This is a genomic window from Pseudomonas sp. AC463 (assembly GCF_979253585.1).
In genome coordinates this window covers 33,812-59,278 of sequence record NZ_CEEDDZ010000005.1, presented here as the reverse complement: position 1 = coordinate 59,278, position 25,467 = coordinate 33,812, and the positions used below count along the sequence as shown (strand labels likewise).

The window sequence follows — 25,467 nt, the reverse complement described above, 5'->3', positions numbered from 1 at the left end:
GGTGCGCATCAGCGCTTGTGCAACGCCTCCAACCTTGCCGGCAAATCGTCGTTGGGAAAGCGTTTATACAGCGCCAGCAGCTTCTCGTCGGCGGCTTGGGTTTGACCCGCTGCACGCAGGTCGAGAATCTCCTGCAACCCCTCCTCCAACGAAGGCAACGCCACCGGCGCGCGCTTGCTCAGTTTCGCCGCGGAAGTATCGGCCATCTCAGCTTGTAGCGGCGCACGGTCTGCCTTGGGCGCAACAGCCATCCTGGCCATGGGCGCCGGGGCGGGTGCGGAAAACGCTTGCGGCGGTGGGGCCGCAGAGAAGGTCGCCGTGGATATCTCTTGCTGCGGCACAGGCTCACGCATGACCACGCCGATCATCAGCGCTACACCGGCGACGGTGGCGAATGCCATTTGCCAGCGTGGTTGTTGGCAGGCGTGCAGCCAGCGCTGCAACAGGCTCGGCTGCGGCGCCGGGGCTTCGCGGCGGGCGGTGTTGAGGATGAAGGCGTCCAGAGACGCCGGCGGTTCGCCGGTGCTGTGTTGACGCAAATGCTGGAGCAGGTCGTCGTCGGGGGTATGTCGGGAATCGGTCATACGGGGATCTCCTCGGCCAGCAGGCGGCGCAGTTTCTGCTGGGCGTAACGCAGGCGGCTTTTTACGGTTTCCAGCGGGGCGCCGGTGAGGGCGGCGATTTGCGGCACCTCGAGGTCGCCGTGCAGGCGCAGCAGGAAGACTTCGCGCTGGTCTTCGGGCAAGCCTTGCAACGCGGCGTCGAGGCGCGCCTGGTCGCGGCTCAGGCTCAGTTGTTGCTCGGGGCCGGCACTATCGTCGGGCTGGGCGTGCAGTTGCTCGTCGTAGCTGTCGTGCAACGGGTTGTGGATGCCGTGCTTGCGCCAGTAGTCGATCAGACGATTGCGGGCAATCTGGAACAGCCACGTACGAAAACTCGCCCGCCCCTGTGGCTGGGTGCTGCTGCGGATCAGGCTGAGCCAGGTCTCCTGGTAGATTTCCTCGGCCAGTTCGGCCTTGTTGCTCAGGGCTACCAGGAACCGGTAAAGGCCTTGGCGATGGCGCGCGTACAGGGCTTCGAACGCGGCTGCGTCGCCGGTGCGGTAGCGGGTCAGCAGCGCTTCGTCGCTGGGTGGGTCGTTTGGAGCGGGCATGTCGATGGCAAACTCCCTTTATTTCAGTGTTGGGTTGGCGCCTTGAGGCTCTGTGCCAACTCCACCAGTTGCACAAACTCATTGCGCAGGCCGAACGGGTCATCCCCTCGGGCCGAACGGGCCAGTGCGGCGGTGTCCTGCAAGCGCATGCTGCCAGTGTAGCGGCCATCCCCCTTGAGCTGTTGGGCGAAGGCTGCCACGGCGGCCGAGAAACGCAGGTCGTCGCTGGCGTTGGTGGCCTGGTTGCCGATGGGCCGCTCGATCAGTTGGCTGTCGCCGCCCGCCGCAGGTTTGTAGCGCACGCGTAACATCGCCAGCTCCGAGGACGTACTCCCCGAAGCAGGTTCGGAGGCGTAGCGCAAAGGCTCCAACCAGCCTTTCTGGCCCTTGGGCACAATTTCGTACAGTGCGGTCACAGTGTGTCCTGCGCCAATCTCACCGGCGTCGACCTTGTCGTTGTTGAAATCCTCACGCTTCAAGGCGCGGTTTTCATAGCCGAGCAAGCGGTACTCGCGGACCTGGGCCGGGTTGAATTCCACCTGCAACTTCACATCCCGCGCCACCACCGCCAGGGTCGAGCTGAGTTGGTCCACCAGCACTTTGCGGGCTTCACGCAGGTTGTCGATGTAGGCGTAGTTGCCGTCGCCGGCGTCGGCCAGTTGTTCCATCAGGTGTTCGTTGTAGTTATCCACACCAAAGCCGAGGGTGGTGAGGGAGACGCCACTTTTGCGCTGGTCGACGGCCATTTGCTTGAGGCTGTCGAAGTCGCTGATGCCGACGTTGAAGTCACCGTCGGTGGCCAACAGGATGCGGTTGATACCCTTGTCGATAAAGCCTTCGCGGGCCATCTGGTAGGCCAGTTCGATGCCGGATGCGCCGGCCGTGGAGCCGCCGGCGGTGAGTTGGTCGATGGCATTGCGCAGCTTGGTTTTTTCGCGGCCGGACGTAGGCTTGAGCACCACACGGGACTCCCCGGCGTAGACCACCAGCGACACGCGGTCCTGGTCACGCAGTTGGTCCACCAGCAGCTTCAGGGTGCTTTTCACCAGCGGCAAGCCTTCGCGGCGGTCCATGGAGCCGGACACATCCACCAGAAACACCAGGTTGGCCGGCGCCAGCTCTGCCACAGCGCGGTCCGAGGCCTTGATGCCGATGCGCAGCAACTGCGTGTGTGGGTTCCACGGTGTGGCCGCGACTTCGGTGGTTACACCAAACGGCGAGCCATCGCTGGGCAGCGCGTAGTTGTAAGGGAAGTAGTTGACCATTTCCTCCAGTCGTACAGCGCCCTCAGGCGGCAGACTGCCTTGGTTGAGGAAACGCCTTACGTTGGCATAGCTGCCGGTATCAACATCGACGCTGAAGGTCGAAACCGGCGTTTCGGCCACCCGGTGCACCGGGTTGTCCGGCAGGTTCTCGTAGTGCTCACGCGGTTGGCTGCGGTATTGCGTGGCGGCTGAATCCTGCATCACCAGGCGCGTAGTCATGGGCGCGGGCAGCGGCATGCGCTTGCTCAGGGCGCCTGGTACGGCTTCGCTTTGTAGCTGCGACACCGGCGCGGCGTCAGCAGGCGTGGCCACATCATGGGAGGAAGGCAGCCCACAACCGGCCAGCGTCACCAGCAAGGTAGCCATGAAACCCTGGGTAGCAGGGCGAAAGTAAGGGCAGGGCATTGACTTAACCTCATGAGTGAATAATCCGTTCAAAAGGTCAGACGTAAGCCTTCAGAGGTTCGGGTTAATACCCGGCAGACGCGGTGGGGAAATGTGCTATGCGGTTGCTGACCCAACGGTGCCGGGCGCAAAGGTCAAAATCAAACACTTCGTATAAAAAACCAATGTTTGCAGCCACTTTCGGACGTCGCGATGAGGACTGATTCAGACACATATCAGCCTTTGGAAATTTCTTCTGACACTGGCAGTTTCGCTCTTCGCAATAGGGAGTCTGCGTACTAAATCAAGGAAGGAAAAGCGCCACCAACGAGCAGGAATTATTACAATGAAAATAAATCATACGACGCCTTACGGTTTTCCCCTCCCGCACGTGGGCCCGCAGCTCAAGGGGTCCTCTCCTTTACGGGCGATCTTCCGACCGTTTATTCAGCCCTTCATTCAACACCGCTTCGTGCGCCCGGCCATACAGTCGAACATACGACCAGATCGCCGCATGGACGGCCCTGCCACCCACACCCATGCGGGCAATCATGACGCCACTCAGCGCCCGGACGATCCGTACATACACAAAGCCAACCGGCAATCCTTCAATAAACAGCGGGCCATCGAGCAGCTCACACGGCCGGCAGCCAAGTGGCGGGATTCAAACCAAAACAACCAGACGGAGATTTCCTACTCTTTCAAACAGGGCTTCGGCGCGGGGTTCAACGAACAGCAGAAACAATCAGCCCGGCGCTCTATAGAGTCGTGGGGCGATGTGGCCAATCTGGCCTTCACCGAGAACGGCGGCCCGGCCGAAGGGCAATTGAGCTTCAGCGTGAACGGCAGCATCGGCGTTGCCGACGGCACATACCCTCACGCTCATCACGGACATAACAGGGGCGGTGATACCCGCTACAACCCAAATCATGTGAAGCGTCACACGATAACCCACGAAATCGGCCACGCCCTCGGCCTGAGCCATCCTGGTGATTACGACGGTCGCCCTGACGATACCAAACGAATCTATGCCCAGGACTCCAAAGCCCACACCGTCATGAGCTATTACAGCGCTCAACCCAGTGGCAAAAAGATAAGTGGCAACCCGTTGGCGCCCATGATGGATGACATCAGCGCGATTCAGCGCCAGTACGGAGTCAATCATCAAACCCGGCGGGAAGACAACACCTACGGTTTCAACTCCAATACCGGGAGGGATTACTACTCGCTGAGAAGCAACCGCGACGCCGCGGTGTTCTGCATATGGGATGGCGCCGGCAACGACACCCTGGATGTCTCGGGTTACCAGCACAAGCAGGTGATCAATCTCAGGGCCGGTTCGTTTTCCGATGTCGGTGGCGATCAGGGCAATGTCTCCATCGCCCGCAATTGCCTGATTGAAAATGCCATTGGCGGGGCGGGCAATGATGCGCTGATAGGAAATGAAGCCGATAACCGACTCACCGGTGGGGGCGGCGGTGACCGTCTGCGCGGAGGGAGCGGCGCAAATACCTTTGTCTACAACCGAGCCAGCGATTCCACGCCGGAAAACCCCGATGAAATCATGGATTTCACCAGCGGTACCGACACAGTCGATGTGTCGCAGGCGTTGAGAAATGCTGGCCTCTCGTCCCTTGCCTTCGTCAGCGCCTTTAGCGGTAAAGCCGGCGAGACGCTGCTCACCTATGACGAAAAAACCGGTAAAGGTTCGGTGTCCATCGACACGACGGGTGATGGAAAAGCGACCCTGCAAATCACAACCCACGGGCAAGTCAAACCCGACGATATCGTCCACGCCCATGCCTCCAGGCGAATACCCCGCGTCGCCACGCCGTCCATCACGCCACACGTCGATACAACAGAGCCACGACCTCGCTTCATTTTCAACAAGGCCAGCGAATCGGACATGACCAACTCCCGACTGTTGACGAATTTCATCAGCGGTACAGACAAAATTGATTTAAGAGGGGTGCAGCAAGAGACCAACGTTCGCTTCACCCTGGTCAAGGCCTTTACCGGACGAATTGGCGATACCGTGGTGACGTTCAACAGGCACACACAACGCTACTTTATCGCCGTGGACCTGACCGGCAACCGCAGAACGGACTTCCTGGTGAGAAGCACGGGGTTGATTAGACCAGGGGATGTCATTGCGGGCTGAGGCTCTTTGGCGAGATAAGAAACTGCACGCTCAAGTTATGCGCCGCCGGGTCGAGACAATCACTTGGTTCGTTCATTTATAGGGAAATTTCGTGCTGAAAAACCTCTTCCGGGCGACGGCGCTGATCGGCGCATTGTCGATGACCGGCTGCGTGTCCTATACCGTCACCGGCCCCGTCGGCGCCCCGCTCCACCCAGCCTCCGTCAGCAGCCAGCGCAGCGCGCAAATAGCGGACGTGGCCGTAACAGCCGTCGACATCAACGACGCCAACAAGACCGCGATCAGCCGCTCGCTCACCGTGCAGCTCAATCAATACGTGCGCACCGCAGGCTACTTCAAGCAGGTCACCGAATACCCCGTGCGCCTGGGCGAAGACGATGTGACGCTCAAGTTCACCATGACCTCCCTCAAAGGCCACCGTGGCGTACACCCGGCCTACTTCCCGGGTGCCTTGCTGACACTGACGATCTGGATCTGGGTCAACGGTCCGATTTACGTCGATACCTTTGACGTGGCCGGTGACCTGACGATCGTAAACCGCGACGGCAAAGTGCTGTCCAGCGCCAAGGAAGAGGTCAAGTTCGAACGCAACGTGGGCCTCTACGGCCGCGAATACTGGGCGCCGACCATGGGCGCCAAACAGCTGAACGAGCTGGTATCCCAATTGCTCGATTCCGCCACGACAAAACTGCCCAAGGAGTAACTCATGAAAGGATTGATCAAACGTAGCCTGGTCTTCGCAGCAGTCTTGCTGACCGGTTGCGTCTCTTACTCGCAACACGAATTGCCCGCGGTAACTACCTGGCCGCCGACCGCCAACGCCCCGGCGCAGAAGCCTACGGCCTACGTTCGCACCACGGCGCTGAACCAGGTCAACGGCGGCCCAGGCAACGCGGCGGCCGGCGCCCCAGCCGTGCTGTGGGAAAAGGCCGTGGCCGATTCGTTTCGCCAGTCCAACCGCTTTTCGCGAGTGAGCACCGACAAGGTCGATTCGGATATTTATGCCGATGCCACCCTGTACAACAACGAACAGTTCAGCATGGCCTCGGCGATCATCACCGGGGTGACGTTCTTCATCATCCCGACCACGGCGAAGAACACCTTCACCCTGGAAACGGTGTTCAAGGACAAGGACGGCAAGGAGCTGGGCCGCGTTAAAAAAAGCGAGTCCGTGCGCACCTGGATGCAACTGGTGCTGATCGTGGGCATCCCGTTCCAGGCCGATTCGCGCGAAGTGGTCGAGGCGTTGACGCGCAGCACACTGGATGAGGCGGTGCAGCGCAAGCTGCTGTAAGCCGGTTCAGGCTGCCGGGGCACCCTCAGCCACGGGATCTGCCATCATCAAAAATGTCCGACAGGCCGCGCACCTGCGTCAGGTTGCCGGTCTGGATCACGATGGTCTTGGCGAACATATCCCCCAGGCGCGTGCGCGACTCCAGGAAGATCCACACCCAATCGATCACCACCAGCGCCCCGGAGTTGCGGGTGAACGACTGCGAAAGCGTGCAGCCCTTGCGGGTTTTGCGGTCGACCGTGGCGATGCTCAGCAGGCGCTTGCCCAGGCTTTGGCCGTTGGGCAGCGCGTCGGCCAGCAGGAAGTAGGCAAAGGCCGCAAAAAACGCGCAGAGAAAGCTGGCCTTGGCCGTCACGGCGGGCACGTAGGCCGCCAGCACGCCGGCGCAGAATTTGACAACGAAAAAGATCAGCACCGCGAAGGCGCAGTCGATGAGACGCGCGGCCAGACGCCGGCCGATGCTGGCCAGGATGGTCGGGCGTGCAGCGATATTATTTGCGTCCATGCGGGGTCTCTCCAATTTAAATTAAGTGTCACGGAAATGTCGTGCCGATGCGCGCCCGTTCATTCGAGAACCAGATACCGGTGACCTTGCCCACCACATCCTCAAGCGCAACCTGCCCCATAAAGCGGCTGTCATTGCTGTTGTAGCGGTTGTCGCCCAGCAGAAACACGTGCCCTGGCTCAACCTTGACCGGTGCCATCGCCAGCGACTCAGGGCCTTTCACCCGGTCGGCCGGTGCGTGAAACAGCCCCAGGTTTTCAGCGTTGCGGATCAACTCGCCATTCACGATGGTCAGCGTATCCCCCGCTACACCCGCCACACGCTTGACCGCCTCGGTGCCATTCCAGCGATACACCACGATATCGCCGACCTTGGGCGCGCCTGGACGCAGGTCCGACATGATGTAGTCGCCAATGGACAGCGTCGGCGCCATCGAGCCCGACGGTATGAAATAGTTTTTGAAGCCCAGCAGCGGCACCCGAAAGACATCGAGCATCAGCACCAGGATCACCAGCACGCCGACGTACAGGGCATGGAAACGTTTGCGCGGCACATTGGCCGGGCCGGTGTAGCGACGGGCCAATACGGCCGAGGTCACCGCCGAGGCAAGTTTGACAACGATGATGAAGCCGAAGAACAGATACAAACCGACGGGCGTGGTGACCAGGCCGCACAGCCCCATCAGCACAATGCCAGCGAGTAGCAGCGCCGCAACGCGAATGCCCCAATTGATGCGGCCGACATAGACCAGGCCCCAGCCGGGCATCAGACAAGACATCAGGAAGGCCTGGAGGGGGAGTTTTATGGGTTTCATTGGTCATCCTTGAAGAGGCATAAGCGGAAATTAACGAACATTAAAAAACCACAGAACAACACCCATGACAAAGCCAGCCCCGGCCATTTGCAGGTAGAACGGCACATACGCGTTCATGAGCTCGGCAATATCCTCACCACCACTCAACCAATACCCGGCAACCTGAAAGAACACGCACATCACCACCAGGGCCAACGCACAGGCACAAGGAAGATAAATAGCGACCCACCAAGGTTCGTCTTTTTTCATGACCACTGAATCATCAATTTCCGCCCATCACCGACTGATCCTTATTACGCCCGAATAATCACCAAACGCCGGCGCCCTTTCGTAATTTTCAAGCGGATCATACGTTGACTGGGCTTCCTCCACGCTATTGGCAGCATCCAAAATAGACTGAGGGACGTCGGTGAACACCGTAACTCGGGGGCTTTTTGACGGACTCAATCAATCTTAGCTACCCGCTGACGGCGCCTTATTGCTGCGCACGCCAATCGACATAACCTTTCACCTCAATCAATTGATTAAGGATGAAGCGTGAGAAGTTATCGGCCACCACACTCACCTCATCGATCTCCGGATCTATCTCTACTATCGACCAAGTATTGGCCGCGTCAAAAGCATAAAACACACCAGCGCCAGTACTCGCAAAAACATACATCCGGCTACACGCATCCACCTCACACCCGGCGACAGCAGCGTATTTATCCGGACCGTCTTCGATATAAAGCGCGCTGTCTAAATCGCCAAATCCAAAGGTACCTAGAAATGCCAGATAGTCAGCGGGAACACTGTCGCGGTCCGCTGCATCGACTCCGCTCAAGATAGCTTCACGATCAGTCACGCAACGTCCGAAATCGCCCTCGTACAGTTCAGCGCAGGTGATATGGCTAATGAACTCACGAATCTCAAGTGCGTTTTCCATGATCATTTTCCGAATGTTTTCTCTGCAAACCCCTGGGCTGTGTGGGTGCTTCACGTCGCGAATGACTCAATAGCCTCCGGCACTCAAGTCCGCAATCGAAAGCCAGTAGGCGACCACCGCGTCAAACGCTTCATCGCTGGCCTGAGCCTGCAACGCCACAAGCGCCTGCCGCGCATCGGCGCGGGCCACTAGCACGGCGGGCAATCCGAGTGCTTCGAATGTCTTCCTGGTATTCATAACTTCACAGTATAAAAGGACGAATAACAGGAATCGGGCCACCCTTTATTTAAAACGGGTTTCCAGGTGCCTGCGATGCGTGCTCACTACCGCTCCTTACGCAAATCCTTGATGATCCGATTCCAATAGCGCACCGCTTCAAAATGCTGTTGCCGGGTCAACCAGGTCTTGTTGTCGGGGCTGGATGGGTCCCCCCCCAGGATGACCGGAGTGATTTCGAATAGCTCCATACCTTTGGGACGCATTGGCCGTTTTTGATCATTCATCTGAATCTGCCAACCGGGTAAACAGCTCAGGCAAGTTGCCCGCTACGCGCTCGGCATATTGGCGCTCCATACCGATGAAGGGGAGGCGCACTATCGGCATGGCCGCATCCTCCAGATCAAAACCATACCCCTCACCGCCGCCATCAGAAGCGAACAAAAAAACGCCTGGAGCGTAGGTTGCTACTTCATATTCCCGGTTGAAATCGGCCAGTTCCTCAGCCGCCCAAAGAATGATGTAGTTATCACCGATAAAGCCTTCACCACCATTGTGATTTTGCAAAAAATCGATATAGCTTTCAGGCAGCGAAAAACCTAAGGACTTCGACAGCCTGCCTACTACCTCCGATTCGGCTGGAGGATTGAGTTGCCCCTGTGTCAGGTCATATTTCATCACAATTTCCCCAAGTCTTTTTGCAGTTTGTTCCACCAGGGCGTCACTTGCTGCCGATGCACATCGCGCGGCAGGATCTCTTTGTTGTTGATGTCCGTCGGACTACCACCAAACTTGACCGGATTGGATTCATGTACATCCACGCGCACACCGACAAGCCCTTGGTCTTTGCGAATTTCGCGGTTGGCTTTGTTGGCGGCATTTCGGGCGGCATTATACTCTGCCCCTTCCAGCAATCTGAAAGGCCGGGCATTATACTCTGCCCCTTCCAGCAATCTGAAAGGCCCGGCAGGCTGCACTACTCCGGCAGGGTAACCCGCCCAATCTGAAATCGAGAAGCTGCCTGATGGAAGCTCCGCAGCCGCTTGAAGGCTCGCACGCTCCGAAGAGTTGGCGGCAATGGCTCTTTCGGCGCTGGAGAGGGAAAATAGGGGTCAGACCACTATTCTTCTATTCTTTTAGCTCACACTTTTTGGGCGTCCTGACACACCCTGCGAAACTCGTCTGCCTAATGCCTGCTCAATCTCGGCCGCAAACTTCTGATCGCCCAAAACGTAATTACCGTTTGTAGAAAATCGAATTTGCTCTATCAACTCATGTGAGAGCCGATCCTTGAATAAAGACCGGTAGGATTCGGCTTGTTGCACGGTGCTGCTACCTAACTCTTTATAGACCGCATGTGGGCTTAAAAAGCTTGATGGCTCGCCCAGTGCATTTGCCCTGTAGCTGGTCCAGCGATAGTCGCCCGGATGAGCAACCATGCCCGCTCTAACCGGGTTCATTTCGATATATCGATAGCAATCTAAAACATAGTTGTCTTGTTGAACCAGACAAGAGCGGAAACGTCCTTCCCACAACGTGCCCGTTCGTTGATATGTTCGATTGATGTATTGAACGTAGCGCTGCCCCAGCCCTTTCATAAATAGACCAGCCCCTGCGAAGCAGGTGGGAGTCAACAACAAGTGAACGTGATTTGTCATCAAGCACATTGCGTGAATTTTACAGCCATACAATTCAGCAAGCAGGTCTAATTTATCAACGTAAAAAATATAGTCTTCGTCTGAATAAAAACACGCAGACCGGTTGTTTCCCCGCTGAATAATGTGCACCGGGATATCCGGCAGTATAACCCTAGGACGGCGAGCCATATAAACCCCTAAATGGATAAGGAGCTTACAGCTTAGCCGCACATCACTAGGCCAACAAAATCGAATAATTACAAAAAATAAATCATATCTTAAAAGAGCAATTTTTCTGAACTCAAAAAAGCGCAAAAACGTGGTCTGACCCCTATTTCTCTGAAAACCAATCTTATTTTTTTGACTTACTGATTACATATTGATCAAGATATTCTTTCAGCGGCTTGGCGGTCCCTAAAACATGAAGCTCTCCAGTTTCCTTATCAATCAGGAATGGTCCATTTCCAGCCAGTTGAGCCGACAGGCTACCTGTCTCCAAATACTCTTTAGATTGATAGCAAAAAAACCATCCCTCAGAGAATTCGCCCTCATGTGTTAGCTGCAAAGCAATCTCAGAGTCTTTCAAATATTCCTTAGCTCTTTCCAAAGCGTATTCGTAGGTAATCATTAGTTAGTTCTCAGTAACTGCAATGTCTTAAAATTACTCATATTCGCCGGCTTTCCAGTCTGCCCATCGAGATAACGAATAGCCCCATTCTGATTAACCACGTTGAATACATGGCCTGGCTGACCTGGACCATAGGAGCCAAACACAATCCCACGTGCGCCGTCCCCACCACCAATCATGTGCTGGGTGATGGTTTCGGGTGAAGACACACCGCTAAACTTAGCTCCATATTGCTTCTCCAGCACGGTCAACGGAACCCCCTTGGTGGAGTTTATCGGCAATGCAGATGCTGGATTACCTGCCAGTGTTGCATCAGTAGCAATTGAACAATTAACGCAGTTATGAGTTCGCCCAGCGTCTGGATAACCTGGATTGACGTTCCTTATTGAACCCGCAGTTTCGTCCGCGACCCCTGCCGCTTTTGCACCGCTGCCGGCCGACTGGCCTTTCAACACACTCGGCAAGCCAGCCGCCGACGCGTTCAACGCCCCAAGGAAAATATTCTGAGCCCCGGCGGCGCCATCACCATTGTAAGCCTGCACGCCACCGTAAGTGATCTGGAATACCCCACTTTCTGCCGTCGCCAACCGAACCGCCAGGCCTACCGGCCCGCCCAGCACATACAAGGCCGGCGTACCGATAGCGGCCTCGCCTTGATACGTCTGGTCGATGCGTAATACGCCTTGCGCCTTGTAGTAGAGCTGTTCGTTTTCACTGAGGGGGCGGTTGATCTGCGCCAGCACACCTTCCGGATAGAGGCGATCCAGCGACGCCATCTTGTCGGGATACCGGGCCGCATAAGCCACCTCGTTGCTTTGCAGCAACGGACCTGGCCGTATCAACGCGTTGATACGACGATCAGCTTCATCCTTCCCATACACCGCGTAGAGTGCGTTAGCGTAATCCCCGAGATACGCCTCTGCGGCGGCTTTATCAGCCTGCGACATGGAACCAGGATTACGGCGCAGGCGCTCAACCAATGCGTCGGAAATCTGATCCTGCTGATCAAGCGCAATAAGTGTCTGCGCGTCCTTGGTGGTGTACTTATTGCGGTTAAGCGCATCGCGCGCCTGTTGCAGCGCCGACTCGTTTGCGGGACTCAACAGGTTATTTTCAACCGCATTTTTCCCAACCTGCGCCCCTGCTACCGCGTCCAGCGCGCCCTTGCCGGTCAGCGCACCGGAAAGGCCACCCGCCAACGTCGAAAGGCTGGAGATCGTCTGCTTTTGCTCTTGGGTCAGGCTTTCATTGCTGATGACGCCATACAGGTGCTCCTTGATCAGCCTGGCGGTTTCTTCCGCCGCGACAGCGCCCGCCGCGCCCGCAAGCGCCGAGTTGCCGCTGGCCCGGGCCAGTACGGCGCCCAACACCGCGTGGGCCATCAGGTTGGCATTCGGGTCGCCCTTGGTCAGGTCCTTGACTTGCTCTGCCAGATACGGCGCCGCCGCACCCGCCAACGCACCGCCCACACTGCCGCCCATGGCCGCCTGCACCACGGCGGTTACCGCCTGGCTGGCTTTCTGGAAACTGCTGCCAACGCCGTAGTCGTTTTGCGCCTGCTGAAGGATCTGATCGCGCGACGGGTTGGCAATCCCATCGTCCATCAGCTTCTGGCGTGCGGCCTTGCCGGCCTCGGTGCTGGGGTCCTGGGCATCGCGGATTTTCGCGGCGGCAATCGCGTCGCCAATGCCCTTGGTCAATTCCATCGAGCTCTTGATCAGGTCCATGCGTTCCTGCATGGCCTTTTCATCGGGTTTGTCGAGGCGCTGGTTGGCGTTGGCGGTGTCGCGGTTCAAGCCCACCAGGTCGTTGGCGCCTGCGGGGTTGCGCACCACGATCGTGCCTTCGCTGACCGCGCTGCGGGTATGGCTGTGATCCGAATCGTCGAGCGCCATGCCGTACGGGGCGCCCGGCTTGAGGGTGCCCACGCCGCCGCCATAGGAGCCGGAAACACTGAAGCCCGCCGACTTGCTCTCGATCTCGCTCTTGTTCTTGATGTCGCTGACCAACAGGCGGTCAGTCAACAGCAGGTTCCGGTCGGCCGTGGCCTCACTGGCAATCACCGCGCCTTGCAGGGTGGTGTTCCTGGCCACGTCGATGGTGTAGCCGCCTTTGCCGGCGAAGAAGCCGCTCTGGTCGGTCACGGCCTGGTAGTCGCTGTTCATTTTCGACGCCGCCAGGTTGGCGGACGCTGCAACCGTGGAGCCGTAGCAGAACGGCGGAATGCAGATGCTCGCGCCAAAGCCGGCGCTGTCCTGCTTGCTCTTGGAGGTTTCACTGTCCTGCAGCGACACGATATCGAGGTTGCCGCCGATGTCCGCGTCAATGCGGTCGGCGCGCACCTGCGCCCCGATCAGGCGGGTGTCCTGCCCGCTGCGCAGTACCAACGCGCCAGTGTCCAGCGTGGTGTTGACCTGCGTTACGGAGCCGCCCGAGCCCAGGTTCTTGGCGGTTTGCGCACCCAGGTCGAGGGTGAAGCCGTTTTGCTCGCCAACATTGAAGCTGGCACCGATGGCGGTCCTGTTGCGCGAACCGTCATTCTTACGGTCAGTGGTGTTCTGCGCGCTTTGCAGCAGGATGTTGTTTTTCGCGGACAACAACGTGCTGCCGGCCTTCAACGAACTGCCGGTGATCGTCAGGTCACCCAGGGTGCCCGGTGCATCACCGGCCGCGATGATCGACAGATTTCCGCCGGCGTTGAGGCTGCTCTGGTGAGCGGTTTGCGCGGTGTATTCGCTGCTGCTTTTGGTGCGCGTGTTAGCCAGCTCGGTGCCGATCTTGATCAGCGAGCCGTTGCCGGCCGAGCCACCTTTTTTGTCCTTGAAATCAGTGCTCTGGTCGGCCAGCTCGCCCAACTGATTATTCAGGTTGTAGGTCGCCAGCGCCGCCTGGGCAATTTTCACCGCCTTGAGGCGCGGGTCGTCAGAGCTGCGGGCCGCTTCGGCCGCGTCGCGGATGCTGGTGGCGGTATCGACTACGGTACCGGCAACCACGCGGCCGACGGCCAGGCTCTTGGAACTGTCTTTACTGGTCTGGCTGGCGGTCTCCATGCCGGAGCTGACGGTGACATTGGCACCGCTCAACGCCATGTTTTTGGTGCTCACCAGATCACTGGCAATCACCGCCAACTCACGCCCGGCGGTCAGCGACACATTGCCCGCGCTGGAGCCAATGGTGCTGCCGGTCAGGGTCATTTCATTGGCCGTGCCGTTGTGTTTCGAGCTGTTGATGTACAGCTTCTGGTTGCCGGTCATGTCATCCAGACCGAGCTTGTTGCCGGTGAGCACACCGGTCAGGTTGCGATTTTTTTCCTTGTGCATGTCGGTGCGCGCGAAGGTGTTCTGCGCCGCGTCGACGGTCAGGTCGCGGCCGGCCTGTACGGCGAGGTCGCCGGTGCTGACCAGGGACGAGCCGGTGACGGTCGCGTCGCGCTTGGCCGCCACGGTGACGGTTTCGCCGGAGACCATGCTGCCCATGGCGGTGGTGCGTTTTTCGTCGACCTTGTCCTGGACTTTGCTCGACTTGAGCCCGCCCCAGCTGCTTTTGCTCTCTTTGCGTTCATGGCGGGCGCTGTCGGAATTGCTCACGGCCAGGATGTTCACGTCCTGCGCGGCCACCAGTTGCGTGGCGCCTTTTTCAGCGGTCACGGCACTGCCGGCCAGCAGCAGGTCCGCACCGGAAACGACGGTGCTGTTGGTCCCGGCGCTGACGAGGCTGCCGACGTTGTTCACCGCGTCGGTTTCATCCAGGCGGAATTTCTTGCCCTGGGAGGTCTTCTTGGTCTTGCTGTAGAAGCTGTAGTCCTGGTCTTCGGCCGCTTTGAGGCTGAGGTTGCGACCGGACACCAGGTAGGCCTCGGTGCCGGCGTTGACCTGGCTGGCCACCAGTTGCAGATCCTGCCCGGCGCTCAGGGTGGCGTCGCCGCCGGCCTTGATCACACTGGCGACTTGCTGGACGTGGTCCTCGATGCGTTTGATCTTTTTCGAGTTGTACGCCAAGTGCTGTTCGTTGGCCGCCGCGCCTGCGGTGAGGTCGCGGGTGGCGATCAGGTTGATATCGCGCTTGGCATCCACCTGGCTGGCCACAGCGCTGATGTCGCGGCCGGCGACCACGTGCAGGTCACGGCCAGCGTCCACAACGGAGCCTTGTTGAGCGATGGTGGTGAAGTTCGAGCGGTTGCCGATGGCGCCGCTGTCGAGGGTTTTCGAGGCGGTGATGTTGACGTCGCCGACCGATTGGACGCTGGTGTCGGCGCCACTTTTGAGCACGCCGCCGACGTTGTTGAAATTGCCGCCGGCTTGCAGGGTCAGCGCGTTGGCTGATTCGATGCGCGCGGCGCTGTCGACAAAGTCGCTGCGCTCGGTGCGGTAGGCGCTGGCGCTTTCATGGGTGGTGACCGTGCGTTCGTTGAGCAGCTCGGCACCGGCGGCGAGGTTGACGTCGCCCCCGGTAATCACACCCCCGGCGCGGTTGGTCAGGTTGCTGCCGCTGAGCAGGTCGAGACGCCCGCCGGCTTGCATCAAGCCGCTGTTGGTGAGGTTGCTGCCGGCGTTCGCCAACAGGCTGCCGGTGGCGCGCAAGGTGCCGGCGTTGTTGAGAGTGCTGCCGGTGATCAGGCTGACGTCGCTGCCGGAAATCAGCGCGCCGCTCGGGGCCAGGCGGTCATTCGCCTGGGCCAGGTACAGCACCGGCACCAGCACTTGTTGCCCGGCGACGGTGGCGTTTTCCAGCCACACGATATCGTGGGTCAGGGCCGCGACTTGCTCGGCGGTGAGGCTCACGCCCACCGACAGGCTGAGGGCGTCCTTGCTGCCGATGGCGTTGTCCATCAGGTGCTTGAACAGGTCGGCGTCGCTGGTCTGGCCGTCGATAAAACGCTGGCCGGTGCGGGCGAGCACGGCTTGCTGGATCAGCCGTTGCTCGTAGAAACCATCGCCCAGGCGCTTTTGCGCGGTGTCGGGGTCGTAGCCGAGCTTGGTCAGCAGGTAGTCCGAACCCAGGAACAGACGCATATCGGTCAGTGCCGGGTTGGTTTCGATCAGGTACTTGTGCGGGCTGGCGGCGAACTGGCTGGTGGGCAGGTTGCTCGCGCCATTGCCATCGTTGAGGTGGAACAGCCCGTTGGGCCCGGTGGGCAGGTCGAAGCCCGGCAGGCCCAGCGGGTTGACCTGTTGCTGGGCCACGTCCGGCGGCAATTGCGGGTTGAGGTGCACCTCAGTCGAGTACCCCGGCGCGTTGGCGTTCGCGCCACTGCCGACGTAGGTGTAGCCACGGCTCACCACGCGGTTATCGATGCCGTCCTGGGCCTTCACATCCACAGCACCACCGGCCTGGATCACGGCGGCGAAGCTTTGATCGGACGGCGCCAGCTCTGTGGTGGTGGCCAGTGCCGTGCGCTCGGACTCCATCACGCCGATAAACGTGGCCAGACCGGCTTCGAGGCCGCCAAGGTTGTTGGCGTCGTACTTGGCGCCACCGACCGAATACTGCTGGTTGAAGTCTGCGGCGTAGCGGTTCCAGCCCCCGGGCTTGCGCTCGCGGGGCGAAGTAAAGATACGGGTGTATTGCGTGTCATGGGTCACCAGGCCGACGTTGGTCAGCTGGTTGAGGCGCAGGGTCATGGCGCCGCCGGCGGCGATGCTACTGCTGCTGTTGAGCAGCTCGCCACCGGTCAGCAGCATGTCGCCGGCCGAGGTGATGCCGGACGCCGCCGAGGCATCGCTGACGATAAAGTGATCGCGTTGGGTGATCTCGAACGGCCGGTTCTGCTTGCCGCCGCTGCAGTCGCCGCCGGTCACGCCTTCGATACAGGCGGTGGGGGTGATCGAGGCGCTGTAGATGCCGGATTGGGTGGTCAGCACGGTGCGGATGTTGTCGATGGTGCTGGCGGCCAGCATCAGGTTGCGTTCGCTTTCGAGGGTGCCCGAGCTGTTGATGATGCTGGTGGCCAGGCCGCCCTGGCCGTCGCGGTCGACCTGCAGGTTGCCCATGGCGTAGATAGCCGCGCCGAGGTTTTTCAGACGGTCGACCTTGAGGCTCATGTCGCCGCCGCTGAAGATCAGGCCGTGGTCATTGAGCAGGTTGCCCACAGTCAAATCGACGCTGCCCTGGCTGGCGACGGTGCCGCCGACGGTCCAGTCCAGCCCTTTACCAACCAGGCTGCGGGTGCCGAGCAATCGGCCGGTGGCGGTCTGCTGCAGGTTGTCGACGTTGACCGTCAAGCGCCCGGCTTCGATGGCGGTGCTGTTGGTCCACTGGGTTTTGTCCAGGGTCAGGTCGCCGTGGGTGACGAGGCTGCCGCCGACGTCATCGAGGCTGATGCCGCTGAGGTCAAGCACACCGGTGCCCACGTGCAACACCTTGCCGCCGGTGTTCTGGAAGGTGGTGGCAGCGAGGCTCAACTGGTCGTTGGCGGTTTCCAGGCTGCCGCTGTTATTCAGCAGGCCGCCGATGGCGTAGCGGGTTTTGCCGGTGGTGCCGAGCGCGCGCATTTGCCCGCTGTTGCTGAGGCTGGCGGTGCTCACATCCAGGGTCGTGGCGCTTTCGATCAGGCCACGGTTGGTCAGGTTGCCGCGTAATGTGAAGTCGACTTGGTTGCCGGCGATCTCGCCGCCGTTGTCCACATTCACACCCGTAAGGCCCACGCGATCACGGGCGAACAGCGCACCGCGGCCGTTGTTGAAGGCGGTGGCGTCGACCACGGCGTTGCCGGCTTTGGCCGCAATGCGCCCGCCGTCGTTATCGAGGGTACCGGCGATGATGGTGACGTCGGCTTTTTCGCTGTGGATCAGGCCATTCGCGCCGTTTTGCACCAGGCCGCCGGCGGTGAGGCTCAGGCCATCGTTGGCGGCCAGGGTGCCGTTGTTTCGGTTGTCGAGGCTGTTGGCGAAGACGGTCAGCAGGCCTTGGCTGGCGAGCTTGCCGCCCTGGTTGTCGATGTGCGCGGCGCGCTGGATCAGCAACGGGCCGGCACTCGCCAGCTTGCCGTTGCGGTTGATCAGGTCGCCGAGCAGATCCAGGGTGATGGTGCTGGCGCCGGTGAGGTTGCCGTCGCTGTTGTTCAGCGTATTGCCGTGCAGCGTGAACGCGCCGGTGCTGTCGATGATGCCGCCCTGGCTGTTATCCAGCAGGCCGATGACGTTGAGGGTCTGTACGCCGTCGCTGAGCAGCCGGCCGTTGTTGCGGTTGTCGACGCTACCGGCGGTGAGGGTCAGCCACTGTTTCGCGCTCAGCGTGCCGCCCTGGTTGTCCAGGCTTTGCGCGGCTGTAGCCGTGAGGTTGCGATTGCCGATGACGGTACCGGTGTTGGTGATCTGCTGGCCGTCGAGAGTGACGTCGCCACCGGCATTGCGTGTGTTGTCGGCGTTGACCCCGGCTTCGATGATGCCGCTGTTGGTCAACTGGCCGTTGCTGGCCAGGGTGATGCTGTCGCGGGCGGCGAGGGTCTTGCTATTTTTCAGCGCGCCCTTGGTTTGCGCCTTGATGTGGGTACCGGCGTACACCGCGCCCTTGGTTTCGAGGCTCGCGGCCTTGATGTCCACCGCGCCACTGGCGGCAGCCTGGGCCATGCTCAAGTGGCCGTTGGCATCGAGTTGAATATCGCCGCCACTGGCCGCCAGCTTGCCGTCGAGCTTCACGCCCACACCGGCTTCGGTGCCTACCAGTTTGATTGCGCCGGCGTACATGCCGCCCAGTGCCGACGAGTCGATGGCCAACTCCGGCTTGGCGCTGCCATCGTCGGCGCGCACGGTGGTTTTCAGGCTTTGTGCGTCGACGTCATTGCGCCCGGCAATTACCGTGAGCTGACGCGCGTTGATCTCGGCGTTGATCTTGGCCGAGCGGGTGATGATCTCGAAGCGGTCGACGTTACTCGCGTTCAAACCCTTGCCGTCGATGGTCACCGCGCCGCCATCGACCTGGTAGTGGTCCAGGCGGCCGACTTTATCGATCACCGGCTTACCGGTGGTCAGCGTGACATTCGGCGTGTTGATAAAACCGCAACCGTTGCAGCTGATGCCGTAGGGGTTGGCCACGATCACTTTGGCCGACTGGCCCGCCACTTCGGTGTAGCCGCGCAACTGGCTGGGGCTGCCGCCGTTGACTTCGTTGAGGATGACATTCGCGGCGCGGCCCTTGAGGTTCGGGTTGCCGACGATGATCCCGCCCAGCTGGGTGTTCTGCACCGCGCCGGTGGCGTTGTTGAGGATTACGCCGTTGGCGCCGACGTTGTAGTCCTTGAACTGGTTGTGGGACAGCCCGCTGCCATTGGGGGTGGCGATGTTCACCACGGGCACGCCGTTGCCTGCCTGGCCGAGGGTGGTGCCGGGGCCGCTGACCACGATACCGTCAGCCTGCGCCAGCAGCGGCTGCCAGAACAGCGCGTTGGCCAGGATCAAGGCCAGGCCGCGTTGGCTCAGGGTTTTCAGGGCAGAAACAGGGCGAACGTCCATATTCAAAATCTCAGGGCAGCGGGCATTGAATTACAGGAAGAAATCCACGTGGAAATACACCGGCGCTTCGCGCTCGGTGACCACGCCAGGTCGCTCCAGGGAATGGGCAAAGGTCACGCTGGTGCTCACGTGCTTGCCGCGGGCGAACAGCTCGACAGAGTTACTCGACACACGGCCGTGCTCGTTATCGTTGTAGCGGTCGTTGCGAATCACGCCCTGGTCATAACCGACGCTGGCACCGTATTCGGCGAAGGCCGGGCGCAGCCAGTCGAGGGTCACCGGGCGCGCCCAGCGCACTTCGTTGCGCCAGTAACCGCCGCTGTCGCCGTTGAGTTGCTGGTCCTTGAAGCCACGCACCGAGTACGAACCGCCGAGGCTCATGCGTTGCGGCGCGTACAGCACATCTTCGCTGCGCTGCCCGGTGGCCAGGCTGGAAAAACTCAACGACTCGCCCCACAGCGTGAACGGCTGCAGGTAGCTCAGGGTGGCGGTGTATTTGCGATAGCGCGGCGTGGCCGTCAGGTTGCCCTGGGCGTCGCGCTCTTGCCGGTTGCTTTGCGCGTCAAACGCGCCAATACCGTTTTGCATGCCCACATCCAGGTTGACGAAGGCACTGCCGATGCGCCGCCCATGGTTGAGGCCAACCTGAAGTTCGCTGAGACGGTTGCTGCTGGTGCCCAGCTTGGCGTCGAGCAGGTAGTTGTTGGTGCGCAGGTGCGTCAGGCCGACGTTGACCGAGGTTTTGCTCACGTCGTCGCGGTGGATCACGCGTTCGGCACGCAGCTGGTGGTTCTGGCTGTCGCCGTTCTGCTTGAATTTGAAACCATTGAGCGTGCCGAAGGTGCGGTATTCGCTCTCGCTGTAGGTGTAGCTGAAGTTCCACCAGCCCCACGGCACGTTGTAATAGAGCATGCTGTTTTTCGAGGTTTTCTGGTGGTCGCTGACGGCGTCATGGCCGCCGCGCAGTATCAGTTGATCGGCCAGGCCCAGCGGGCTGTCCCACTCCAGGCCCGCGCCCCATTGCTGTTCGCCGGTGCTTTTCTGGCCGTCGTTATTGCGCGACAGGCTCGCGCGCCAGGGCTTTTGCGGCTGGTTCCTGACCAGCACTTCGCTGCCGCCCACTTCACTGCCGGGGGTCAGCTCCATTTGCGCCTGTTTGGACGGCAAACGGCTGAGCTGGTCCACCAGTTGCTCGACCTCCCGCAGGTTGAGCGCCTCGCCGACCTTGCCCGGAAACGCCATGGCCAGTTCGCGGTCGGTGACCGTGCTGCCCTGGGCGCCCTTCAAGCCTTCGAGTTTGCCTTCCACCACCAGCACTTGCAGATGGCCACTGGAGAGGTCTTGTTGCGGCAAGTAGGCGCGGCTGGTGACCCGGCCCTTGGCGAGGTAATAGTCAGTGATGACCTTGAGCAGTTCATTGAGCTGCGCAACGCCAAGGCATTCGCCCACATAGGGTTTGAGCAGACGCGTGCGGTCGGCGGCAGAGAGGCTGTCGGCGCCCTTGAGCTCGATGTCTTTGATCGGGAAACAACGGGTATCGGCAGGTGCTGCCGGGGCCTGGGGCGTGGTGCCTTTGCCGGGCAGGTCCTGGAGTTCTTCCAGGCGCCGGCGCTGCTCTTCGAGCAGGCGGTTCTGCCGGTCGCGGATAAGGTCCTGATCCCCTGGCGTAGGGGCGGCCATGGCACTGTTGAGGCTCAAATAAGCGAGCAGCAAAGAGCACAGGAAATACCGAGTCCGTGGCAATAACAAAGGCATGTTCGATCCATCGAAAATCAACGGTCGGCAAACTAACATCGAACTTCGCTTAACCCAAGAAACTGAATTAGTTGCACGTTCGCACTTGTTAATCGCTCAACATATTGATTATTAACAACAAAAAACTATCAAAAAGGTGCCAGACCTATTATCGGAGTTATTATTCCGACAAGCGGCAGCTGTTTTGATAGCGATTCGTCGGATGACTTGGAAGTTGCCACTAGTTGGCCATCAAGTTCTAACCGAGATAAGTTAGTACCCTAAAAGTCCGATAAGTTCGCGGGGGTTTTGTGAATCAGGTCCCATTTATGGGTATTCACCTTCTTGGGCAGAATGCAAACCAATGTGGGAGGGGGCTTGCCCCCGATGAGGGTATATCAGTCAATATCTCTTTGACTGACCCACCACCATCGGGGGCAAGCCCCCTCCCACATTGGATTGTGATTTACAGCTCTAGCTCGCGTCTTTGTCGCGATCATGGCCGGGCACCAGGCTCAACCCCGGCTTTTCCACATCGCGGGAAACATGGGACTTCACTTCCGACACGCCGCCCTCCTCGTCGTTGTGGATCACCAACACGCCTGGCCGGCGCAATTGCTCAAGGTCGCCTTCACCCAGGCTGAAACTCTCGCTGAGGTTCTTGTCGCTCAGCGCCATGGCCTCGGCGCGGCGCTGGGCAAACTTGCGGCCCCGGCGTTGCTGGTAACGCGCCCAGCTGATCAGGATCACGGCGTTGAACAAGGCAATCCACAGGTAGACCTGCAGCGTGTTGAGCGCCGCAAAAATCGGCGCCTCCAGACGCGGGCCACCGTGAGTTTCCAGCATCGAGGTGATCCCGCGGGCCAGCAGCCAGATCAAACCGGCCCAGGCCAGCAGGGTCAACAGCACATCGATGATCCACATCACGGAACGTTGGCGGGTTCTGATCAGTTTCATGATCACGCCTCCTCTTCAACAGGTTTGATGCCGCGATCCGGGCTGACCCAGCGCGCGCGCTTCTGGTGCTGGTTGAACAGCACCTTGGGAAAGCTGACCAGGGTGGTGAACAGGCTCACCAGCCAGAACACCATCGGGTACCACACGGTCCAGAACAGGGTTTTCCACAGGTCTTTCTCGTAGCGGCGGTCGATCAGGATGCTCACCGCAAACTGCAACAGGCACACCATCGCCAGCACCAGCCCGGTAAACGCCGGCGGCATCAGGGACTCGACGGCGATCGCTTGCGGCAGCGGGATAAATTTGCCCACGCCCCAGAAGATCACCGACAACATGAACGTAAAGGCCCAGCCGGTGGACAGGCAGTACTCGAACAACAGCGGCCACAGGTAGCGATGACGCCATTGCCAGATGCCACGGATATTCTTGAACAGCACTTCAGCACCGCCCTGGGCCCAGCGCAGACGCTGCTTCCACAGGCCGCCGACGGTTTCCGGCATCAGGATCCAGCACAGCGCGCGGGGCTCATAGAAAATGCTCCAGTGATCGAGCTGCAGCTTCCAACTGACATCGATGTCCTCGGTGATCATGTCGGTGCTCCAGTAGTCGATGCGGTCCAGGGCTTTCTTGCGAAACGCCACCACCACACCCGATACCGTGAAGATCCGCCCGAATACCCGTTGCGTACGCTTGATCAAGCCGATGATCGACGAGAACTCACCCACCTGCACCCGCCCGATCAAGGTCGACCGCGTGCGGATGCGCGGGTTGCCGGTGACGGCGCCCAGGCGCGGGTTGTCGAGCATCGGCGCGACCATGTAGGCCGCCGCATTCTTGTCGAGCAACGCATCGCCGTCGATGCACACCAGGTATTCGCTGCGCGCAGCCACGGCGCCCATGCGTAGGGCCACGGCCTTGCCCTGGTTCTGCGCCAGGTGCAGCACGCGCAGGCGTGGGTGTTCCAATGCCAGGGCGTCGAGCACGGCGGCGGTGTTGTCCTTGGAGCCGTCATTCACCGCGATCACTTCGATGTTCGGGTACAGCTGGTCCAGCGCCGCGTGAATGGTATCGGCGGCGTTATCGCCTTCGTTGTAGCAAGGGATGATGATCGAGATCAGCGGGTTGCCGGCCAGGATCGGCGCCGGGGTGTCTTCTTCCCACGGCCAGTGGCGCTCCCAGTGCAGCCAGAAGTACAGGCCGCCAGCGATCCACAGCGCCGACATGAACAACGGGTAGAAGAACACGAAGTCCATCAGGAACTGCCCGGTGACCAGGAAGATCAGGCCCAAGGGCACACCCAGGACCAGAGCCAACACAAATAAAGCCAGGATTCTGTCGAACATGGTCAAGGGTTCCATTGGTTGGAAAGGGCCGGACGCACAGTCTTCAGGTCCGGGGAATTTTCCAGGAAGTTGTCCGGGTAGTAACCAAAACTCGTGACCCCCTGGCGTTTGAGCACACCCATCCATTCAGCCATTTGCCTGGCGTCGATATCCGGCGCGGCCTGGGTGCGCCAGTCTTTGGCTTGCAGTTCAAAAACCGTGCGCTGCAGGGCGCCGGGGCGCGCCTTGACCGTGGCCACCAGTTTCTCCAGCCAGGCATTGGACGTGCTGTACTCCTGGCCTTCCATCAGCGGCATGGCCATGGGCGCGGTCCAGTCGTAGGCCTGGAGGAAATCATCGAGGTTCTGCGCGAACCAGGCTTCACTGGCCGGGTTGAGCATCGGCTCGGCGAAGATATTGCGCGCGGTCTGCACCTGCGGCCCGCCGATGGCGCGGACCTTGGCGGTCAGCTCGTGGGTGAAGTCGATCAGGTAGCGGCTCTTGAAGCGCGTCCAGCGTTGCATCACCGCCGGGTCGGCGCGCAGGGCCTGGATGGTGTTCGGCAGGCCGTTGGCGGCGTAGGCCTTGAGCGCGGCGGGGCTGGCGTCTTCGAAGTCCGAGAGCACCGCATCGTCGTGATACAGCACGCCGTCGATAGCGTTGTTGCGCGCCAGGTCTTCGTAGATCTCGCCAATGATCTTGCGCACCTGCGGGTCGAACGGCGACAAGCGTTTGTACTGGTCAGGGTCGGTACCGATCTTGCCGGTTTCCGGGTCCCAACGGGTCACGCGTGGCAGCTTGGGGTCGAGGGCGAAACTCAGCACCGGCATCCACGCATAGACGGCGGCATGGGCACGGGTGTGCAACTGCCAGGAGACACGGTTGAACAGGTCGGCACGCACCGGCAGGTGGCGGTTGGGGAAGTACAGCTCATGCACCAGGCCGTCGCCCTTGGGGTCGGCGAAGGCTTGCAGGAACACGGTACCGGCGCCCATGTCGACCACCCGTTGTACCAGCTGGTCGAGGTTGCGTGCCTGCTGGGCCGGGTCCGGGTCGTAGACGTTGTCCAGGTCCACATGCAGCACCCGCAGCGGCGCCGGGGTTTGCACCGCGACGATGCTGTTGGCGAAGTGCTCGCCATCCGGGTCGGAGGCCACCAGGAAGCGCGGGCTGTTCATCAAGTCACTGGAGCTGTCGAGGCCGTCTTCCAGGGTCAGGGCCATCTGGTAGCCCTGCTCACCGACGATCGCCAGCGAGGTACCTTTGGCGGCGCCGTATGGCCACACCCAGACGCGTGGTTTCTTGCCGGTCACGCTCTGGATTTTTTGCGTGATCGCCGTGACATCCGCACGCATCCGCGCCTGAAACTGGGCCTGCGTTTCATAGCGCCCGGTGGCCGGGTCATAGCGCAGCGACGTCGCCGCCGGCTCCATGTTGCCCTGGGGGTTGGCGAGGATCCCGGTGTGGCTGGCGTCGGTGTGCGCGGCGATTTCCACCAGGCCCGACTGCGACACCTCACGAATCTGCTGCCAGGTCAGGAACTCCCCGCGCGGCCGTGGCGAGCCGGCAAAGTCCACCGGTTTGTTCAGCGGCGTATCGATCCAGTAGCCCACCGGCGCCAGCACCGCCGGCCAATGGTAGGCACGCAGGATCGGCATCACACGGGTGTAGAAGCTCGAATAGCCGTCATCGAAGCTGAGCATGATGGCTTTGGGCGGCAACGCAGGGCCGCCACGGCGCGCGGCCAGGATCTGGTCGACGCTGACCGCCTGGTAGCCGTTTTCACGCAGCCAGGCCAGCTGCTCGATCAGGCGCTCGGTGCGCACGGCCACCACGGCCTGGTCGGGGTCGCGGTCCTCGACGTCGTGATAGGCGATGCCCAGGAAGTGGTTCTTCGGCCACGGCGCTTCGTTGGCCGGTGTCGGCCGCTCGGCGGGTGGAGTGAATGGCGCGGGTTGCTGGGCGCAGGCACTGGCCAGCAATACACCCAGGACCAACAAGCAACGGCTGAGGACGGTCATG

At 60.4% G+C, this 25,467-nt stretch carries 20 protein-coding genes; 3 read left to right on the top strand and 17 right to left on the bottom strand.

Features of this window, described 5'->3' with window-relative positions; translation table 11 throughout:
- Positions 1 to 8: 8 nt before the first annotated feature.
- The 3 genes from AC0IYH_RS07570 to AC0IYH_RS07560 are packed head-to-tail and all read right to left on the bottom strand — an operon-like array spanning position 9 to position 2,823.
- Complete coding sequence (locus AC0IYH_RS07570) at positions 9 to 584, bottom strand: hypothetical protein (RefSeq protein WP_471833678.1); 576 nt, start codon at positions 582 to 584, stop codon at positions 9 to 11.
- Positions 581 to 1,153, bottom strand: coding sequence for an RNA polymerase sigma factor (locus AC0IYH_RS07565; RefSeq protein WP_471833676.1), 573 nt, complete (start codon positions 1,151 to 1,153; stop codon positions 581 to 583). Before AC0IYH_RS07565 ends, AC0IYH_RS07570 begins: the two co-directional genes overlap by 4 nt.
- Before the next feature lie 23 nt (positions 1,154 to 1,176).
- Positions 1,177 to 2,823: a vWA domain-containing protein gene (locus AC0IYH_RS07560; protein ID WP_471833674.1), complete on the bottom strand. Its 1,647-nt coding sequence runs from the start codon at positions 2,821 to 2,823 to the stop codon at positions 1,177 to 1,179.
- Between the two features lie 325 nt (positions 2,824 to 3,148).
- Between AC0IYH_RS07560 and AC0IYH_RS07555 the strand changes: the two genes are divergently transcribed.
- From AC0IYH_RS07555 to AC0IYH_RS07545, 3 genes are all read left to right on the top strand, one after another.
- Positions 3,149 to 4,963 carry a M10 family metallopeptidase C-terminal domain-containing protein gene (locus AC0IYH_RS07555; protein WP_471833672.1) on the top strand — a complete coding sequence of 605 codons (1,815 nt, stop codon included), beginning with the start codon at positions 3,149 to 3,151 and terminating at the stop codon, positions 4,961 to 4,963.
- A 91-nt stretch (positions 4,964 to 5,054) separates the two neighbouring features.
- Positions 5,055 to 5,666, top strand: coding sequence for a hypothetical protein (locus AC0IYH_RS07550; protein ID WP_122774987.1), 612 nt, complete (start codon positions 5,055 to 5,057; stop codon positions 5,664 to 5,666).
- A 3-nt stretch (positions 5,667 to 5,669) separates the two neighbouring features.
- Positions 5,670 to 6,257: a hypothetical protein gene (locus AC0IYH_RS07545; RefSeq protein WP_116627636.1), complete on the top strand. Its 588-nt coding sequence runs from the start codon at positions 5,670 to 5,672 to the stop codon at positions 6,255 to 6,257.
- Positions 6,258 to 6,282: 25 nt separating this feature from the next.
- On the opposite strand, the gene AC0IYH_RS07540 is transcribed toward AC0IYH_RS07545, so the two are convergent.
- From AC0IYH_RS07540 to pgaB, 14 genes are all read right to left on the bottom strand, one after another.
- Positions 6,283 to 6,762: an RDD family protein gene (locus tag AC0IYH_RS07540; RefSeq protein ID WP_471833670.1), complete on the bottom strand. Its 480-nt coding sequence runs from the start codon at positions 6,760 to 6,762 to the stop codon at positions 6,283 to 6,285.
- A 28-nt stretch (positions 6,763 to 6,790) separates the two neighbouring features.
- The gene (lepB, locus tag AC0IYH_RS07535; RefSeq protein WP_471833668.1) at positions 6,791 to 7,540 is read right to left on the bottom strand and encodes a signal peptidase I; all 750 of its coding nucleotides are present in this window, start codon (positions 7,538 to 7,540) and stop codon (positions 6,791 to 6,793) included.
- Between the two features lie 66 nt (positions 7,541 to 7,606).
- Entirely contained in the window at positions 7,607 to 7,825 is a 219-nt protein-coding gene (locus tag AC0IYH_RS07530) for a hypothetical protein (protein ID WP_116627639.1), read from the bottom strand.
- A gap of 226 nt (positions 7,826 to 8,051) precedes the next feature.
- Positions 8,052 to 8,501: an SMI1/KNR4 family protein gene (locus AC0IYH_RS07525; protein ID WP_471833666.1), complete on the bottom strand. Its 450-nt coding sequence runs from the start codon at positions 8,499 to 8,501 to the stop codon at positions 8,052 to 8,054.
- Positions 8,502 to 8,567: 66 nt separating this feature from the next.
- On the bottom strand, positions 8,568 to 8,738 hold the full coding sequence (locus tag AC0IYH_RS07520) for a hypothetical protein (protein WP_471833664.1): 171 nt from the start codon (positions 8,736 to 8,738) through the stop codon (positions 8,568 to 8,570).
- Positions 8,739 to 8,996: 258 nt separating this feature from the next.
- Positions 8,997 to 9,395: an SMI1/KNR4 family protein gene (locus AC0IYH_RS07515; protein ID WP_471833662.1), complete on the bottom strand. Its 399-nt coding sequence runs from the start codon at positions 9,393 to 9,395 to the stop codon at positions 8,997 to 8,999.
- Positions 9,395 to 9,670 (bottom strand): hypothetical protein, encoded by a 276-nt coding sequence (locus AC0IYH_RS07510; protein ID WP_471833660.1) that lies wholly within the window; start codon positions 9,668 to 9,670, stop codon positions 9,395 to 9,397. Before AC0IYH_RS07510 ends, AC0IYH_RS07515 begins: the two co-directional genes overlap by 1 nt.
- A 183-nt stretch (positions 9,671 to 9,853) precedes the next feature.
- On the bottom strand, positions 9,854 to 10,504 hold the full coding sequence (locus AC0IYH_RS07505; protein WP_471833658.1) for a transposase: 651 nt from the start codon (positions 10,502 to 10,504) through the stop codon (positions 9,854 to 9,856).
- Between the two features lie 202 nt (positions 10,505 to 10,706).
- Positions 10,707 to 10,982 (bottom strand): YrhB domain-containing protein, encoded by a 276-nt coding sequence (locus AC0IYH_RS07500; protein WP_116627644.1) that lies wholly within the window; start codon positions 10,980 to 10,982, stop codon positions 10,707 to 10,709.
- Complete coding sequence (locus AC0IYH_RS07495; RefSeq protein WP_471833656.1) at positions 10,982 to 19,432, bottom strand: two-partner secretion domain-containing protein; 8,451 nt, start codon at positions 19,430 to 19,432, stop codon at positions 10,982 to 10,984. Before AC0IYH_RS07495 ends, AC0IYH_RS07500 begins: the two co-directional genes overlap by 1 nt.
- A gap of 30 nt (positions 19,433 to 19,462) precedes the next feature.
- The gene (locus tag AC0IYH_RS07490; protein WP_471833654.1) at positions 19,463 to 21,187 is read right to left on the bottom strand and encodes a ShlB/FhaC/HecB family hemolysin secretion/activation protein; all 1,725 of its coding nucleotides are present in this window, start codon (positions 21,185 to 21,187) and stop codon (positions 19,463 to 19,465) included.
- A gap of 453 nt (positions 21,188 to 21,640) precedes the next feature.
- On the bottom strand, positions 21,641 to 22,123 hold the full coding sequence (gene pgaD, locus AC0IYH_RS07485) for a poly-beta-1,6-N-acetyl-D-glucosamine biosynthesis protein PgaD (protein ID WP_471833652.1): 483 nt from the start codon (positions 22,121 to 22,123) through the stop codon (positions 21,641 to 21,643).
- 2 nt (positions 22,124 to 22,125) lie between these two features.
- On the bottom strand, positions 22,126 to 23,466 hold the full coding sequence (pgaC, locus tag AC0IYH_RS07480) for a poly-beta-1,6-N-acetyl-D-glucosamine synthase (protein ID WP_116627648.1): 1,341 nt from the start codon (positions 23,464 to 23,466) through the stop codon (positions 22,126 to 22,128).
- Positions 23,467 to 23,468: 2 nt separating this feature from the next.
- Positions 23,469 to 25,466, bottom strand: coding sequence for a poly-beta-1,6-N-acetyl-D-glucosamine N-deacetylase PgaB (pgaB, locus tag AC0IYH_RS07475; RefSeq protein WP_122774993.1), 1,998 nt, complete (start codon positions 25,464 to 25,466; stop codon positions 23,469 to 23,471).
- Position 25,467: the final 1 nt, after the last annotated feature.